Raw genomic sequence first — 16,912 nt, forward strand, 5'->3', positions numbered from 1 at the left:
TTATTTTTTAAGGATAATAAAAAGGCCACGCGTTAATGTAACGCGTGGCCTTTTTCATGCTTGAATGTCGTCAATTAGATTTTCACAGTCGAAAATCGAATACGCTTATCATTTGCGGTTATGTTGCTCTGTTCTTAAACCCATAATCAAGCTCACACACATGACCAATAAGATCACCGTGAATGGCAGTGCGGTTGAGATTGCACCTGCTTGTAATGCTTCAATTGCTTGTGTACCGCCAACCCAAAGTAGCGCTGCTGCGATAGCACCTTCGATGAATGCCCAGAACACACGTTGTGGTACTGGCGCATCAACTTTACCACCAGCAGTGATGCTGTCGATAACCAACGAACCTGAGTCCGATGAGGTGATGAAGAATACTAATACTAACAATACAGCTAGCATTGATAATACGTTACCCATAGGTAAAGCATCAAACATTTGGAACATAGCTAAAGGTACTTCAGTCAAGCCTTCAGTGCCTAATGTACCGACGTTATTAACGACTTGATCAATCGCTATGCCACCAAATACAGACATCCACAATACAGTCACACCGGTTGGAACCAGTAATACCGCCGTGATGAATTCACGAATAGTACGACCACGTGAAATACGCGCGATGAACATACCTACGAATGGTGACCATGAGATCCACCATGCCCAATAGAATACAGTCCAACCGTGCATCCAAGCTTCGTCTTCACGACCAATTGGATTACTTAATGGGATGATATTTTTAACATAACCCATAATAGTCGTTGGAATTGTGCCCATTGATACGGCAAACGTTACTAACGCAACGAATACTAATAACACTAACGCGAGTAGCATGTTGATGTTACTAATTACTTTAACGCCACCGTCAATACCACGAATTACCGACACAACAGCCAATAACGTCACGATAAAGATGATCGAAATTTGTAAGAATAGATCGTTATCAATGCCCAATACATGGTGAAAACCACTTGCGGCTTGTTGTGCGCCTAAGCCAAGTGATGTTGCTAAACCAAATAAAGTTGCGATTACAGCGAGGATATCAACAATATGACCAGCCCAACCCCACGTTCTATCACCTAAGATCGGATAGAATACTGAACGCATTGAAAGTGGTAGGCCTTTGTTATAAGAGAAGAAAGCCAGTGACAGTGCAACAACACCATAAATTGCCCATGGGTGTAAACCCCAGTGGAACATAGTTGCGCCTAATGCCAGTTGCGCTGCTTCAGGTGTGTTTGCTGCTACGTTAAGCGGTGTTTCATACCAACCCGTGAAGTAAGCAACAGGTTCTGCAACACCCCAGAACATAAGACCAATACCCATGCCGGCAGCAAATAGCATTGCAATCCAAGACATGCGGCTATAATCGGCTTTAGCGTCATCGCCGCCTAAACGGATTTTACCGTATGGCGAGACAATTAAACCGAGGCAGAAAATAACAAAAATATTTGCTGACCACATGAAGAGGCTATCAAAAGTACCAATGATTTGCCATTTGATGCCGTCTAAAAATGATTTGGATGTTTCAGGGTCAACTACTAAAATTGCAACCAAGAATAAGCCGATTAACGATGCACTGATACCAAATACTGGGTTGTGAACATCAAAACCCCATTTTTGGACATTATCTTGACCAACAGTGTAGTCAGTATTATCAATACTGTATTTATCCCTATTAATACTCATTAGTCCTCAGTTAGAACAAGCCTGTTCTATTTGTTTAGTTATTTGTTGTTCGAGAGTTTAGCAAATTTAGAGTTAAATTTCAGCGGAATATCTATTTAGAGTAACTTTAACCATTAATTTATAATGGATATTGGATATGTAGCGTCGAAATAGGGGATGGCGGTATTTAATTTAATGCGGAGATTGAAGTGTGAAAAGCGCGTCGAGAATTAGCTATTACAGGGTTCTGCTTCTTTCCCGTTGGCCACGTTTCAAGCCCAGAAACTGACGTGGTTGCTATATCTGCCTCACCTCTTAGGTCTGTCGGTAGATAAAACGCTTTTCAATATCTAGTATAGATCACCTTGAACCCCTGTCCAGTTCTCACAATTAAGATCTCGGTTTATTTTTAATAAGATTAAATAATGTATGCTATTACAACTGCTTAATCTACTTGGCGTTATATGATGAAGAGACTTGAAAATAAGATCCCACCACCGGTTATTACCTTATTTTTTGCTGCGATCATGTGGGGATGTTCGTTCCTTGTCCCCAGTGTTGAAATGAGCTTGACGTTACGACTGATTTTATCTTTAGTCCTTATTGGCTTAGGCATTTTTTTTGCTATCGCCGGTGTGGTGTCATTTAAAAAAGCTGCAACCACGGTGAATCCATTAAAACCAGAAACTGCATCATTACTGGTGACTTCAGGTGTTTACAAGTACTCACGTAACCCGATGTATGTTGGCTTAGTGCTGTTATTACTTGCTTGGAATGTCTACTTATCTACCCCGTTGAGCTTATTCGGCATCATGGGTTTTATTTTATATATGAATCGATATCAAATTAAACCGGAAGAAAGCGCGTTAACCACGCTGTTTGGCCGTGAATTTATTCGTTACCAAAGTCAGGTTCGCCGTTGGTTATAAATCTCAGGCTCAGGCGCGTTTACCGTTTAGCCAATAACCGATAACCGTGCGACGTACTAAATAATGATAACTGAGCAAGCTAAGTGTGAGTGTCACGGTTAGGGTAATACTGAATTTAGTCCAGACCGACCAGTCCAAATGAGCCAATTGTGCGGTGATCCAGATGGCGACCGGTAAATGGATCAGATATACCCAATAGGCGGAATCGGTTAGATACCTTGCAGTCATGTTGTATTGATTAAAACACCGCAAAAACCAACCAGTGATCCCCAGCATGAATGCCCACATTAATAAACCGCTAAACAGAACCGCCAATAAATGGGCTGTTATTTGACTTAAATGGGTATTGTTAGCCACTTGCTGAATAAAATAGCTGGCGATTGGCAATAGTATGAAAGCGAGCAGTAAATATCGATAGCTGTGCTGCTTAATATCCTGTAACCGCGCTTGCTGACCATACAATAACCAGCCACACCAATAAACAAAACCATATGCTAAAAATACCCCGGCATTCGGGATCCAGCGTAAATCACTGTCGAGTGAACCCGACGACATTGGCAATTTGACCCTCGACGATGATAAATTAATGCGGCAAAAAATCCCGACATTAGAAAAAACACTGGCATGCGAAAGCTATGGATAATACCGACAAGGATATCGAAAAATACCGATGTAACGGGATCACGATAAGGCCATACTTGGTCAGGCTCATATATCATGTAGCTGACTGCAGAATGAATCACCACACCAAGTAACATCATCGTCGCCCTAAGGTGATCTAAAGCGTACAAGCGAGGTACGTTAGTATTTTCTGACATACGTATTTCCATTTAAGTTATCTAAGTCATTTAATTGCTTATTATTTTAACAATATTCGCAAAGCTTAGTAGGTGAAAAAAGTATGGAAATAGGTATTGGTGTTATCGATATATCCGTTCTGAAATCGTCAGTTTAGTTACTGCAATGTTGACAAGATGTAAAAAATGAATGATATTGAATTAAATTCAAACATTGTCGACAATATTATGCCTTTAGATGACCCAACAAAAATAGTCGCTGTGACAACAGCAGATAAAGTCTTCGAGCAAATGCAACGTGCCATTGTTGACGGTGAAATACTCGCTGGCAGTAAGATCAGTGAACCCGAACTCGCAAAACATTACCAAGTCAGTCGTTCTACCCTGCGTGAAGCATTAAATAGATTAGAGAAATGCCATTTAATTGAGCGTAAAGCCAATGTTGGTTCACGGGTCGTACAATGTACAACGCAAGGTTTACTCGACCTGTATTTTGTACGCGAAGCGTTAGAAGGTATGGCATGCAGACAAGCGGCAGAAAATATGACGGATGCCGAGATTGTCGACATGAAAGCCATGCTTAACCAACACGCATCGGCGCAAGCACTGAAAGATGGTGTGGCTTATTATCAAGAAGAAGGTGATTTAGACTTTCATTATAAAGTCATTTTAGGCAGCCATAATGCCCAACTCATTCATTTGATATGTGGCCAACTCTATCACTTAGTGCGCATGTACCGCTGCCAGTTTGGTATGCACAGCCCCAGAGCCAGCCGCGCTTTTTCAGAACACGCCCAAATTATCGAAGCCATTAGTGACCGAGATGGTGAATTAGCCGAAATGCTCATGCGCCGCCATATAGCTGCTTCACGTAAAAATATTGAAATTAAAATTACACAGCAATTAAAATTACATAGCAATTAAAATTACCCAACAACTAAAATTGCACAGAAACTAAAATTAAAGACAGTAACAGCATCTACCCCAATTCAAGGAGAGTAATAATATGTCTACACCATCATCGCAACGTTTATCCCCCGGCGCTAAATTCCGTTTAGCTTTGGCCAACAATAAACCCTTACAAGTGGTCGGTACTATTAATGCCTATTGCGCCATGATGGCAGAACAATTAGGTCATCAAGCTATATATCTCTCTGGTGGTGGTGTGGCGAATGCGTCTTATGGACTACCCGATTTAGGCATGACGTCATTGAATGATGTGATTGTCGATGTGCAACGTATTACCGCTGCATCGAGTTTACCTTTGCTGGTGGATATCGATACTGGTTGGGGTGGGGCATTCAATATAGCTAAAACTATCCGTGATATGGAAAAAGCCGGTGCCGCCGCCGTTCACTTAGAAGACCAAGTGGCACAAAAGCGTTGTGGTCATCGCCCAAATAAAGAAATTGTGTCGACCGCAGAAATGGTTGACCGTATCAAGGCTGCTGTTGATGCGCGCAGTGATCCTGATTTTTTCATTATGGCGCGTACTGATTCATTCGCACAAGAAGGCTTAGAAGCCGCGATTGCTCGAGCGCAAGCGTATGTTGCAGCTGGCGCAGACGGTATTTTTGCTGAAGCGGTGAAAACCGAAGCGCATTACCGTGCTTTTTCAGCGGCGTTAGATGTGCCAATTCTCGCTAATATTACCGAGTTTGGTCAAACCGAATTATGGAATAAAGAACAGCTTGGTGAATGGGGTTGCGCGATGGTGCTTTACCCATTATCGGCATTCCGCGCGATGAATAAAGCCGCGGAACAAGTGTATAAAACCTTATTGACGGATGGGGATCAAAAAGCCGTGGTGGGCAACATGCAAACACGCATGGATTTATATGATTATCTTGGTTATCACGACTACGAGCAAAAGCTAGATACGCTGTTCTCGGAAGGTAAGAATAAATAAACAGTCGAAGGCATAGAAGATATTGAAGAAATCGACTTTATTAAAGAAATAGAAATGATTAAATAAATAAACATAGAAATCATCAATCGGATCATAGCAAACAGGATGTTGCAGAGTGAGCCAATTGCAGTCAAAAGCAGTTGCGTATGTAGAGTTGCTATTCGTTTGAAATTAACAGTTTCAATTAATTAAGGGAATAATGATGACAGACAAAAAATTATCAGGCGCAGGCTTACGTGGTCAAAGCGCAGGTGACACCGCACTTTGTACCGTTGGAAAGTCAGGCAGCGGTTTAACTTATTGCGGTTATGATGTGGCGGATCTGGCCGAGAACGCAACCTTTGAAGAAGTGGCTTATTTATTGTTTAACGGCGAATTGCCGACACTTGATCAGCTGGAAACTTATAAAGCGCAATTGCATACATTGCGCGATTTACCGCAATCGTTAAAAGAAGTATTACAACATATACCAGCAGACGCCCACCCAATGGATGTCATGCGTACCGGTTGCTCATTCTTAGGTAATATTGAACCTGAAGCTGACTTTTCAGCGCAGCATAAAGCGGCCAATCGTCTACTGGCTGCGTTCCCTGCAATCATGTGTTACTGGTATCGTTATTCTCATGATAGCGTGGAAATTGACTGTACAACTGATGAAGCGTCATTGGCTGGTCATTTTCTTAAATTGCTACATGGCGAAGCACCGTCAGTGCAACACCGCCGCGTGATGGATGTATCACTGATCTTATATGCAGAGCATGAGTTTAATGCATCGACATTTACGGCGCGTGTTTGTGCGTCAACATTGTCAGATATGTTCTCGTGTGTAACCGGTGCAATCGGTACGCTACGCGGGCCACTACATGGTGGTGCGAATGAAGCGGCGATGGATATGATCCAAAAATTCACGTCACCAACAGATGCCAAAATACAAATGGCCGGCATGCTAGCGCGTAAAGAAAAAATCATGGGCTTTGGTCATGCTATTTACAGTACTTCCGATCCGCGTAATGTGATCATCAAAAAATGGTCAGAAAAATTGGCGCATGAACAGGGTGATACCGCGTTATACGACATTTCAGTTGCCTGTGAAGAGTTTATGTGGGATAGCAAAAAACTATTTTGTAACGCCGACTTTTTCCATGCATCTGCTTATCATTTTATGGGCATTCCGACGAAACTGTTTACCCCTATTTTTGTCTGTTCACGTTTAACAGGCTGGGCTGCGCATGTGATGGAACAGCGTGTTAACAACCGTATTATTCGCCCAAGTGCAGATTATATTGGTGCCGAGCCAAGAGTTGTCACACGAATTTCAGAGAGATAATGGACTATGAATACTAACTATCGTAAAGCACTGCCTGGCAGTGATCTGGATTATTTTGATACCCGCGCTGCTGTTGACGACATTCAAGCGGGCGCGTATGCCACCTTGCCGTATACATCTCGAGTATTTGCCGAAAATTTGGTGCGTCGCTGTGAACCTGCAGCATTAACCGCATCTTTAAAGCAACTTATCGAGCGCAAGCGCGACCTTGATTTTCCTTGGTTTCCGGCGCGTGTGGTATGTCATGATATTTTAGGCCAAACTGCCTTAGTTGATTTGGCTGGCCTGCGTGATGCGATCGCGGCGAAAGGTGGCGACCCATCCAAGGTCAATCCTGTGGTGCCAACGCAATTAATTGTCGACCATTCATTGGCTGTTGAACATGCGGGTTTTGATCCTGATGCGTTTGCAAAAAACCGTGCCATTGAAGATCGTCGTAACGATGACCGTTTCCATTTTATTAACTGGACCAAAACAGCTTTTAAGAATATCGATGTGATCCCGCCAGGTAACGGCATTCTGCATCAGATTAACTTAGAACGTATGTCACCGGTGATCCAATCTCTGGATGGCGTGGCGTTTCCTGATACCTTAGTCGGTACCGATAGCCACACACCGATGGTTGATGCATTGGGCGTGATTGCTATTGGTGTTGGTGGTCTAGAAGCTGAAAGTGTGATGCTAGGTCGTGCGTCATATATGCGTTTACCGGACATCATTGGTGTTGAGCTAACGGGCAAACCACCAGCAGGAATGACGGCAACAGATACCGTGTTGGCATTGACAGAATTCCTCCGAGCACAGAAAGTCGTTTCCAGTTATCTCGAATTTTATGGTGCAGGTGTGCCGCATCTGACCCTAGGTGATCGCGCTACTATTTCAAATATGACGCCGGAGTATGGCGCAACAGCAGCACTGTTTTCAATTGATGAACAGACGATCGATTACCTTAAATTAACCGGCCGCGAAGACGAGCAAGTTAAACTGGTAGAAACTTACGCTAAGCAAACTGGCTTATGGGCAGATGACCTAGCTAACGTTGAGTATGAACGTGTATTAACATTCGATTTATCGACGGTGTGCCGTAATATCGCAGGCCCATCAAATCCGCATAATCGTGTGCCCACCTCTGAACTAGCCAAACGTGGTATCAGCGGTAAAGTCGAAAATGAACCGGGTAAAATGCCAGATGGCGCAGTGATCATCGCTGCTATCACCAGTTGTACTAATACCAGTAATCCACGCAACATGATTGCAGCAGGTTTGATTGCCCGTAATGCCAATGCACTTGGCTTAACCCGTAAACCTTGGGTTAAAACATCACTGGCACCGGGTTCAAAAGCAGTGCAACTTTACCTCGAAGAAGCGACATTATTACCTGAACTCGAGCAACTTGGTTTTGGTATCGTGGCGTTTGCTTGTACCTCGTGTAATGGCATGAGTGGGGCGCTGGATCCGGTTATTCAGCAAGAGATCTTAGATCGCGATTTATATGCCACCGCGGTATTGTCGGGAAATCGTAACTTTGATGGCCGTATTCATCCACACGCCAATGAAGCTTTTATTGCCTCGCCACCGTTAGTGGTTGCCTATGCAATTGCCGGGACTATTCGTTTTGATATTGAACGTGATGCACTTGGCTATAATCAGGCTGGCAATGCCATCACCTTGAAAGACATTTGGCCAAATGATGACGAGATTGATACAGTGCTTAAGGCCAGTGTCAAACCAGAACAATTCCGCCAAGTTTACAACCCCATGTTTGGTACTGCTGTTGGTTCTGATTCTGATGGTGGCTCTGATATAGGTTCTGATACCGGCAGTGAGATAGAATGCAGCGTTGATTATGGCGACCAAATAGACCCGCTGTATGATTGGCGTGAAATGAGTACTTATATTCGTCGACCTCCTTATTGGGAAGGTGCGTTAGCGGGTGAGCGTACTCTTAAAGGTATGCGTCCTCTCGCGGTATTGGGTGACAATATTACCACTGACCATTTATCGCCTTCTAACGCCATTATGCTTGATAGTGCAGCGGGTGCGTATTTAGATAAAATGGGTTTACCGGAAGTTGATTTTAACTCGTACGCGACTCACCGTGGCGATCACTTGACGGCGCAGCGAGCTACCTTTGCTAATCCGAAATTGAACAATGAAATGGTGTTAGAAAACGGTCAAGTTAAACAAGGCTCATTAGCGCGTATCGAACCAGAAGGCACGGTGACTCGTATGTGGGAAGCGATTGAAACCTACATGGCGCGTAAACAACCACTGATTATCGTCGCAGGTGCAGATTATGGTCAAGGGTCTTCACGTGATTGGGCGGCGAAAGGCGTTCGTCTCGCGGGTGTAGAAGCGATTGTTGCAGAAGGCTTTGAGCGTATTCACCGTACTAACTTGGTGGGTATGGGGGTATTACCGCTTGAATTCAAAGTGGGGGAAAGCCGTAAGACCTATGCGATTGATGGCAGTGAAACCTTTGATGTTATCGGTGAACCAACGCCTGGATGTGCATTGACGTTAATCATTAATCGTGCAAATGGTGACATGGTTGAAGTGCCTGTTACTTGTCGTCTAGATACCGCAGAAGAAGTGTCTATCTACAGCGCGGGTGGTGTATTGCAACGCTTTGCACAGGACTTCCTTGAATCAAGTGAAGCCTAATGAGGAATTCGATACATGATGGGGAACAGGATACATGATAATAAATAGTAGAGCGTATTTACCACAGCTTAAGATCCCTGCTACTTATATGCGTGGTGGCACCAGTAAAGGCGTGTTCTTTAACCTGCTGGACTTACCCGAGGCTGCGCAAGTCGCTGGGTCTGCACGAGATGCGTTATTGCTGCGGGTGATTGGCAGTCCGGATCCTTATGGCAAACAAACCGATGGTATGGGCGGGGCAACCTCAAGTACCAGTAAAACAGTGATCGTATCGGCAACCGATAAAGCCGATCATGATGTCGATTATCTGTTTGGTCAGGTATCGATTGATAAACCATTTGTTGATTGGAGCGGCAACTGTGGCAATTTGTCTGCTGCTGTGGGCTCTTTTGCGATTACCAGTGGTTTGGTTGATGTGAGCCGCATTCCAGAAAACGGCATTGCTATTGTCCGTATTTGGCAAGCTAATATTGGCAAAACCATTATTGCCCATGTGCCGATGACAAATGGCTTGGTGCAAGAAACCGGTGACTTTGAGTTGGATGGCGTCACATTTCCTGCCGCGGAAGTGCTGGTAGAATTTATGCATCCTGCAGATGGTGAAGGAACCTGTTCCACAACTAATAATCTGTTCCCGACTGGTAATTTGATTGATGACTTGGTTGTGCCTGAATCTGTCGTTGCTGGTGGACAGTTAAAAGCGACGATGATTAACGCTGGTATACCGACTATTTTCATTAATGCCGAAGATGTGGGTTACACAGGTTCAGAGTTGCAAGAGGCGATTAATAACGATATTAAAGCGCTGGCTATGTTTGAAGCTATCCGTGCCTATGGCGCGGTAAAAATGGGCTTAATTACTGATATTTCAGAAGCTGAACAGCGTCAACATACACCTAAAGTTGCGTTTGTGGCTAAGCCTGCTGATTATATATCCTCAAGTGATAAGCGTATTGCCGCTAGCGATATTGATTTATCCGTGCGGGCTTTATCTATGGGTAAACTACATCACGCGATGATGGGCACGGCAGCTGTTGCGATTGGTGCTGCAGCTGCAGTACCTGGCACACTCGTTAATTTGGCGGCGGGTGGCGGTAACCGTGATTCGGTCAATTTCGGCCACCCGTCGGGGACATTACGGGTGGGCGCACAAGCAAGTGAAGTGGATGGTCAATGGACCGTTACTAAAGCCAGCATGAGCCGCAGCGCACGTATTTTAATGGAAGGTTGGGTGCGTATTCCAGCGGATAACGGTTAATAAGTTTCTTTGTTAATAACAATTAGCTCATAACACCAAACTAATCAAACCAGTTGTTAGAATAATTGGATTAATGGTGAGATGTCGTTATATTGTCAGCCTATTCACATCTAGGCTGATTCTATAATGGTAAAGGTAATTACATTGTTACTCATGAGTGCGTGCAGTTTTACTGCTATGGCGACCTCTGTAGACTGCGATAAAGCGATTAATACATTAGAAATTAATTACTGCGCTAAAGTAGAATTAGACAAAGCTGAAGCTGAAATGGAGCGCTATCTAGATAAAAGTATTGCCCAACATACCGAGGATACCGATGTTGTAGAGTCGATCAACATCGCACAATCGGCATGGCAATCGTATAGTAAATCACAGTGTGATTCGGTTTTTACTATGTTCCGGGATGGTTCAATGCGGGTGATGATGACGTTAAGCTGTCGGACTAAGCTTACGCAACAACGTACTCATCAACTTTGGTCACAGTACTTAACGTATATTGACAGTGCAGAACCGGTATTACCCGAACCAGCGGTGTTAGATATCAGCTAGCTTATACGCGTATCCAACAGGGCTATCAACGACATCCTCGATAGCCCCGTCTTTTCTTCCTGTTATTCTGCTTTCTATTTCTTTCCCTATCTCAACCTCAACCTCTATCTCTGTCACTAGTGTGGTATTGAAGTGCGTGTTTTTGTATTACGCATATTGCAATGTGTACGTCGCGACATGCATTGCAAATTGCGAATTAGACAGCCGGAATCACGCTAATTTATCGTTTTTTGATACCATTCATTATGAACCATCTTAGTTTTAATTATTCACGATAATATAAATAACCTTATTAAACAAATGCTTGATGTATCCTCTAGTCCTTTCTTAACATTTAATGTATTCGTATTTTCAGTTGGCGTAAACCTTGCAATATTGTCATTAAGTGCAGGTTTAAAGTGTAATTAAAAACTGTAATGAAAGGTTGGTTTGCGTGACGTTATAAATGCTGTACTTACCTTGTTCCTACTCAAGTTTGCCAAGAGGATATAGCGTAATGGGTAATCTAAGTCGATTGATAATACAGGGTAGTACTGTCTTGATGATGATGGTCTTGATGGGGTGTTCTGAGCAAGGTGGTTCACCGAGTTCATCAGGTTCCTCGAGTGCCCCCACTCCCGATGTAGAACCAGATCCGATTCTTCAGTCAGCGAGTACGTTTGACGAACTTGTCATTGAAGATGGTTTTACGTTTGATATGCAAAGAACGGTGAGTATTGATATCTCTTTTAGTCAGAAGCAAGGATTCACGGAAATTTCAATTTTTTCAGCAACAGATCCGGATACCAATATGCCGATCAATCTGTTGGAAAAAGCAGAACTCTACAATGCAGTGAAATTCTCGACGTCATTACCAGTCCCCAGCTATACCGAATCAATGGTCGTGGTTATTAATGGCGATAGTTATGCCGAGCTTGAACTGCCTATCGACGACACTAATCATATTCTCTATCTAGTTGAGTAAACGCTTATGCTTAATTTAAAAAAAAATTCAGACGTGCTGTTATTCATCTTGTTGTTAATGACTAGCGTATGGACTGTTTCTGTTAATGCTGATCCACTACTACAAAGTCAGCTTGCGAACGGTTCGACTAAATCATTTGCGAATTTTGGTTCTGCAGTCGCTGTTACGGATTCTTTTACTGCTGTTGGCACACCGGGAAAACAGAGTGATCATGGTGAAGCTTGTATTTTTTTTCGTCAGCAATCAACTTGGACGATGACGCATTGTCTAAACCCTGTTTCAGATACGCAGTCAACAATCAAACAGTTCGGTCGTGCTGTTGCAGCATCAGAGCAAAGCGTCATTATCGCGGCTAGGCATCAAGGTGGGCAGACGGGGGCTGTGTATATTTTCAGTTATGACAATGGCGCCTGGAGTCAGCAGGGGGAATTGACCAAACCAGGGAAAGTGATTAACAATTTTTTTGGTCAATCAGTGAGTATATCAGGCGATCTTGCCGCCATTGGTTCTCCAGGCGGTGCCAATGATGATGGCGCTGTTTATGTTTATAAACGCACCGCTTCTAATTGGATATTAAACATCACCATCACACCTGATTCTGAGGTTCGAAGTAAAAAGTTTGGGTCCGCAGTGAGCATATCTGAAGGTTACTTGATCATTGGCGATGGTGAGTCTGGTAAAACTAAAGAAGGCTCTGCTTATATTTATAAATATGATGACTATGACGATATCTGGACTAAACAAGCCACACTCAAAGGCGGTTTAGTTACGCGTAGTGCCAAGTACGCATCTTCAGTCGCTATTTCTAAGGATTACGCGATTGTTGGCGCGCCTTTAGAAAATGATCTCCATGTGAGAAACGCTACTTCAAAAGGTGCTGTATACATATATAAACGCAAAGATAATGTATGGACTAACCAAGCCAAGTTAACCGCTAATAATGGACTTGCGGCTGATCAATTTGGTAACTCCGTCGCGATTGTTGGCGACAATATTGTCACTGGCGCTGAAAATAGTAATTCATCATCAGGTAAAGCGGTATTGTTTAAGCTTGTTGATGATGTGTGGTTAGAGCAATTTTCATTTACAGCTGCCGATGGCGCTGCACAGGGCTCTACACAAGAAAATTTTGGCCATGCAGTAGGTCTTTCTGCAAGTTATGTCACGATTGGTGCATATAATAAAAAGATTAAAAAAAGTGTCCCTGGTGAGGTGTATGTCTACGCATTAAATGAGCAAACGCAAGTTTCGCAAGCTGAAATCGATTTGGAAAATACCTTGGCAACACTGGATAATCCAGCAGCAGAAGCGATTGTAAACCCAAATGATCTTGATGGCGATGGCTTAACGAATAGTGATGAAACGAATATCCTCAATACCTCACCGACGGATGCTGATAGTGATAATGACGGCTTAACTGATTTTGAAGAAGTGACTATTTACGGTTCGGATCCGCTGTTAAGTGATACCGACCAAGATACCTTGACGGATTTAGAAGAAGTTATATTTTATAATTCAGATCCTACGTTATCAGACACCGATGGTGATGGGTTTTCAGATGAAATGGAGGTTAACACCCTTAAAACAAACCCTGGATTGGTTGATTCCGATGGCGACGGGCTATCTGATGCAGTTGAAGTGAATGAATTAGCCACAAACCCATCACTGGCCGATACCGATGGCGATGGTTTGACAGATAATGAGGAGCTAAATTTGCACCTTACCGATCCACTTGATGCAGACAGTGACAATGATACTTTTAGTGATGGTCTAGAAGTTAATAAATATGATACTGCGCCGTTAGAAGTCGCCGACGTACCTGAACCCTTAGTTACCAGCACAACTTATTCACCTGCAGATAACCAAATGGGCACAATGGCGTTTGAAGATTTTTGGCCCAACAAAGGTGACTATGATTTTAATGATGTGGTGATTAATTATAATGCCACAGAGACCAAAGTGGATGGGCAAATAAGTAAATTGATCCTCAAATTACAACCCGTTGCGCGGGGGGCGTCTTATAAAAATGCACTGCAGGTAAGTATTAATACACCCATTACCAATATTGCATCCGCAACCATGGGGAAACATTCCAATACAGTGCCATTAACACCGATTGAAGATGGTAATCAGACCATGTTTGTTATTATCGATGATATCGAAACAGCGTTACCGTCGCCAAGTGGCTTTGAGTTTGCTAATACAGAGTCTAATAGCCCTAAAGTCACTGGTGCTATGTTCACTCTGACCATAAACTTAAAAAATCCGGTGGATGAAAATACATTTGGTTCAGCACCTTACAATACCTTTATTTCACGTAAGCTCGGAAATGGTGAAGTTATTGAGGTACATTTCCCCGGTTATCGACCGACTAAGTATGCATCTAAAAGGAAGTTTGGTACTGGCTATGATGATACCGACAAAGGCACGGACAAATATTACCAAACGAAAGATAACTTACCTTGGGCGATGCTCATTCCGCAAATATGGGAACATCCAAAAGAGAAAGTCGATTTATCTGAGGATTATCCTGAAATATTGGATTGGGCTTCAAGCCGTGGTAAGAATAAAAAAGATTGGTATAAGAATAAAAAAGGTAAAGGTAACGGCAAATAACGTCAGCGTTCTGAACTAATAGCGTTAAACTAAATCAGGGTATCCAAGCATATTGGGTACCCTGATTTTTATTTAAATAATATCACGCTCTTCGCGTTTAGCTTCTGCCATGTCTTTAAAAAAAGCGCGGACTATCACGAACAGCACTGCAGCTGAAATGACTGGCCATATCAAAATATAGAGTGATAACATCATATTGTGCTCCTAGCTATTAATTATTAAATAGTTATTAATCATCAAAGTGTTGAATACGTTCATGGATCAGCGCAAAGTCAAAGCGTTCGTTACTTGCAAGGCTAACCGCAGTACAAATTATAGTACTTGCTCCGTAGGCAACAAGAGAGCCGAGCAACACTGTGTAGTCACGTAAAAAATCGTGGAAATAGTAAGCGCATAACACACCTACAATCGATCCTGCGATAAGCGCTACGTTGCGATTTGTAAAGCCGAAGAACATCAAACCAATGACAGTACCACCACCGACAGCAGCAATGAACTCTAAGCTTGAAGCCCAGGCTCCCACAAGTGCGATCCATTCAAAACGAACTAAGCAAAATAGAATTAAACCACCAAGTACGGCGCTTAAGAACGCGCGATTGGTGACTCTGTCCCAGTAACAACTGGCGATAACAGGGAACACAAGCGTCCCCCATAATGCCCCGACGAATACCAACATCACTAGAATGTCGAGTGAGAAACTTGCTAGTATTAAGCCAAGCGCTGTCGCGATAATCATGGTTATACGGCCCAACAGTAGCATCTTCTTATTATCGATCTTACCTTTGGCTAAATTTTTAGCATAGATATCAGTCATGACAATGGCAGACAGCGCAGACAAATCTGAGTCAGCCGTTGAAGACAGTGAGCCAATAACTAAGATAAACAGCATGCCTATCGCAACAGGAGGCAGGTAGGCAGAAGCAACTTGGGGAATAAGGTTGTTTAAATCACCTTCATACGGCGTCATGCCCATGAATAATGCCATCATACCAAGCATACCTAAACCGATGACTATTGAGCCATAGCCTAGTGTCGCGGTAATAAATGACGATTTAATCAAGTCTTGGCGTACTGCGAAAAGTCGCTGAGCAATGGTTTGATTACCAATACCGTAGGCAAGAACAGCGACAAAAAATGGTGCGCCTTGTTCTAACATGGCTTTAGTCGAGAAAAAATCGGCCTGTTCAGCAGTGATTATATTGAAGCCTTGTGATAGTGCTTCTGAACCGCCCATGTTGAAATAAATCCAAGGGATCAGCACAATCGCAACGAGCATCATCGCCACAACTTGTGCAAAGTCGGTTAGGATCGAAGCCCTAAAACCTGACCATAAGGTATAAGATAAAACACCAACACCGGCAATCATTACACCGGTTTCAAAAGACAGTGGTGTAAGTACAGACACTAACGCGCCCGCTGCGGTGAAGTTAACCATTAGGCTAATGATGCTGCCAACTAAGTTTGAAATCGCTAAGATAAGCTGACTTGATGTTCCGTGCCTTGCTTGCATTATTTCTGCCAAGGTACGTGCTCTAGGGGCTAGTTCACGGAAACGTTGGCCGTAGGGATAGATAAACAATATCATCAAAGCTCCCCAAAATCCGTAGTGCAAAGATCCGGATAAGCCATATTGGTAGCCTGAGCTTGCCGCGCCGTAAAAAGAAGCCGCCCAAATCCAGGTTGCTGTCATACTTGCTGCTGCTATTCCAAATCCGACTGCGCCATTGGCAACCATATAACCGTCGACACTATCAGATTTTTTTGAAGCTAAGGTTGAGAAGAGGAATGTAAGGCCGTAAAAACCGACTAAGAGAATAAGAGTAGTACTGGTTGAAAATTGGTAAAACACAGGGTCTAACATAGGTCTCCTTGGGGTTATTGTTGTGGCGATATTTCAAATGTGCGGGATAAGAACAATGGCATGCCCTATTGGTTGACTCTGCACGATTGCTATTCACATTAGAGATAGTCGCCGCGCGCCACTATACATGATCCTCAGTATAAAAGGAGATTGACTGGAAATGAGATCTTGATCACGATTTTAACGCCGTCGATTTAATACGATTTAGGTGTATTTCACAGTGTTACTATAATCAACGTAAGTGTCTACAATGCGATATAGATAAGGAAGTTTAGATGCACATTAGCCAATTCTCAGCATCACTCAATGGTATGTTTGTCGCCAAGGACGTTTTTCAATCTCGTGGTATATTGTAGATACGCTACATCAG

General features: G+C 43.2%; 14 protein-coding genes. 9 read left to right on the forward strand and 5 right to left on the reverse strand.

Annotated features, from left to right (window positions below):
* Positions 1-108 precede the first annotated feature (108 nt).
* Positions 109-1,689, reverse strand: coding sequence for a BCCT family transporter (locus A923_RS0100215; protein WP_017219614.1), 1,581 nt, complete (start codon positions 1,687-1,689; stop codon positions 109-111).
* A 446-nt stretch (positions 1,690-2,135) separates the two neighbouring features.
* On the opposite strand from A923_RS0100215, the gene A923_RS0100220 reads away from it, so the two are divergent.
* Positions 2,136-2,597, forward strand: coding sequence for a methyltransferase family protein (locus A923_RS0100220; protein ID WP_017219615.1), 462 nt, complete (start codon positions 2,136-2,138; stop codon positions 2,595-2,597).
* A gap of 9 nt (positions 2,598-2,606) precedes the next feature.
* Here A923_RS0100220 and A923_RS0100225 read toward each other — a convergent pair whose 3' ends face one another.
* Complete coding sequence (locus A923_RS0100225) at positions 2,607-3,152, reverse strand: acyltransferase family protein (RefSeq protein WP_017219616.1); 546 nt, start codon at positions 3,150-3,152, stop codon at positions 2,607-2,609.
* The gene (locus A923_RS22675) at positions 3,092-3,415 is read right to left on the reverse strand and encodes an acyltransferase family protein (RefSeq protein WP_157532722.1); all 324 of its coding nucleotides are present in this window, start codon (positions 3,413-3,415) and stop codon (positions 3,092-3,094) included. The genes A923_RS0100225 and A923_RS22675 overlap by 61 nt, the downstream gene beginning before the upstream one ends.
* 207 nt (positions 3,416-3,622) lie before the next feature.
* Here A923_RS22675 and A923_RS0100230 point away from each other — a divergent pair, with 207 nt between their 5' ends.
* The 8 genes from A923_RS0100230 to A923_RS0100265 all read left to right on the forward strand — a co-directional run bounded on the left by A923_RS0100230 (position 3,623) and on the right by A923_RS0100265 (position 14,681).
* The gene (locus A923_RS0100230) at positions 3,623-4,318 is read left to right on the forward strand and encodes a GntR family transcriptional regulator (protein ID WP_033197499.1); all 696 of its coding nucleotides are present in this window, start codon (positions 3,623-3,625) and stop codon (positions 4,316-4,318) included.
* An 82-nt stretch (positions 4,319-4,400) separates the two neighbouring features.
* A complete protein-coding gene (gene prpB / locus A923_RS0100235) occupies positions 4,401-5,303 on the forward strand; it encodes a methylisocitrate lyase (protein ID WP_017219618.1) in 903 nt (300 codons plus the stop codon).
* A 202-nt stretch (positions 5,304-5,505) separates the two neighbouring features.
* Positions 5,506-6,630, forward strand: a complete 1,125-nt coding sequence (gene prpC / locus A923_RS0100240) for a bifunctional 2-methylcitrate synthase/citrate synthase (protein ID WP_017219619.1) — start codon at positions 5,506-5,508, stop codon at positions 6,628-6,630.
* 6 nt (positions 6,631-6,636) lie between these two features.
* Positions 6,637-9,294, forward strand: coding sequence for an aconitate hydratase AcnA (acnA, locus tag A923_RS0100245; RefSeq protein ID WP_017219620.1), 2,658 nt, complete (start codon positions 6,637-6,639; stop codon positions 9,292-9,294).
* Positions 9,295-9,328: 34 nt separating this feature from the next.
* Positions 9,329-10,552: a 2-methylaconitate cis-trans isomerase PrpF gene (prpF, locus tag A923_RS0100250; protein WP_017219621.1), complete on the forward strand. Its 1,224-nt coding sequence runs from the start codon at positions 9,329-9,331 to the stop codon at positions 10,550-10,552.
* Between the two features lie 126 nt (positions 10,553-10,678).
* Positions 10,679-11,101 (forward strand): lysozyme inhibitor LprI family protein, encoded by a 423-nt coding sequence (locus tag A923_RS0100255; protein WP_017219622.1) that lies wholly within the window; start codon positions 10,679-10,681, stop codon positions 11,099-11,101.
* Positions 11,102-11,597: 496 nt separating this feature from the next.
* Entirely contained in the window at positions 11,598-12,065 is a 468-nt protein-coding gene (locus tag A923_RS0100260) for a hypothetical protein (RefSeq protein WP_017219623.1), read from the forward strand.
* 6 nt (positions 12,066-12,071) lie between these two features.
* Positions 12,072-14,681, forward strand: coding sequence for an LruC domain-containing protein (locus A923_RS0100265; protein ID WP_017219624.1), 2,610 nt, complete (start codon positions 12,072-12,074; stop codon positions 14,679-14,681).
* Positions 14,682-14,753: 72 nt separating this feature from the next.
* On the opposite strand, the gene A923_RS23185 is transcribed toward A923_RS0100265, so the two are convergent.
* Both A923_RS23185 and A923_RS0100275 read right to left on the reverse strand, forming a co-directional pair.
* The gene (locus A923_RS23185; protein ID WP_017219625.1) at positions 14,754-14,876 is read right to left on the reverse strand and encodes a putative transporter small subunit; all 123 of its coding nucleotides are present in this window, start codon (positions 14,874-14,876) and stop codon (positions 14,754-14,756) included.
* 34 nt (positions 14,877-14,910) lie between these two features.
* The gene (locus tag A923_RS0100275) at positions 14,911-16,542 is read right to left on the reverse strand and encodes a sodium:solute symporter family protein (protein ID WP_017219626.1); all 1,632 of its coding nucleotides are present in this window, start codon (positions 16,540-16,542) and stop codon (positions 14,911-14,913) included.
* Between the last annotated feature and the right edge of the window lie 370 nt (positions 16,543-16,912).

The sequence above is a fragment of the Moritella dasanensis ArB 0140 genome (genome assembly GCF_000276805.1).
Classification (GTDB): Bacteria; Pseudomonadota; Gammaproteobacteria; order Enterobacterales; family Moritellaceae; genus Moritella; species Moritella dasanensis.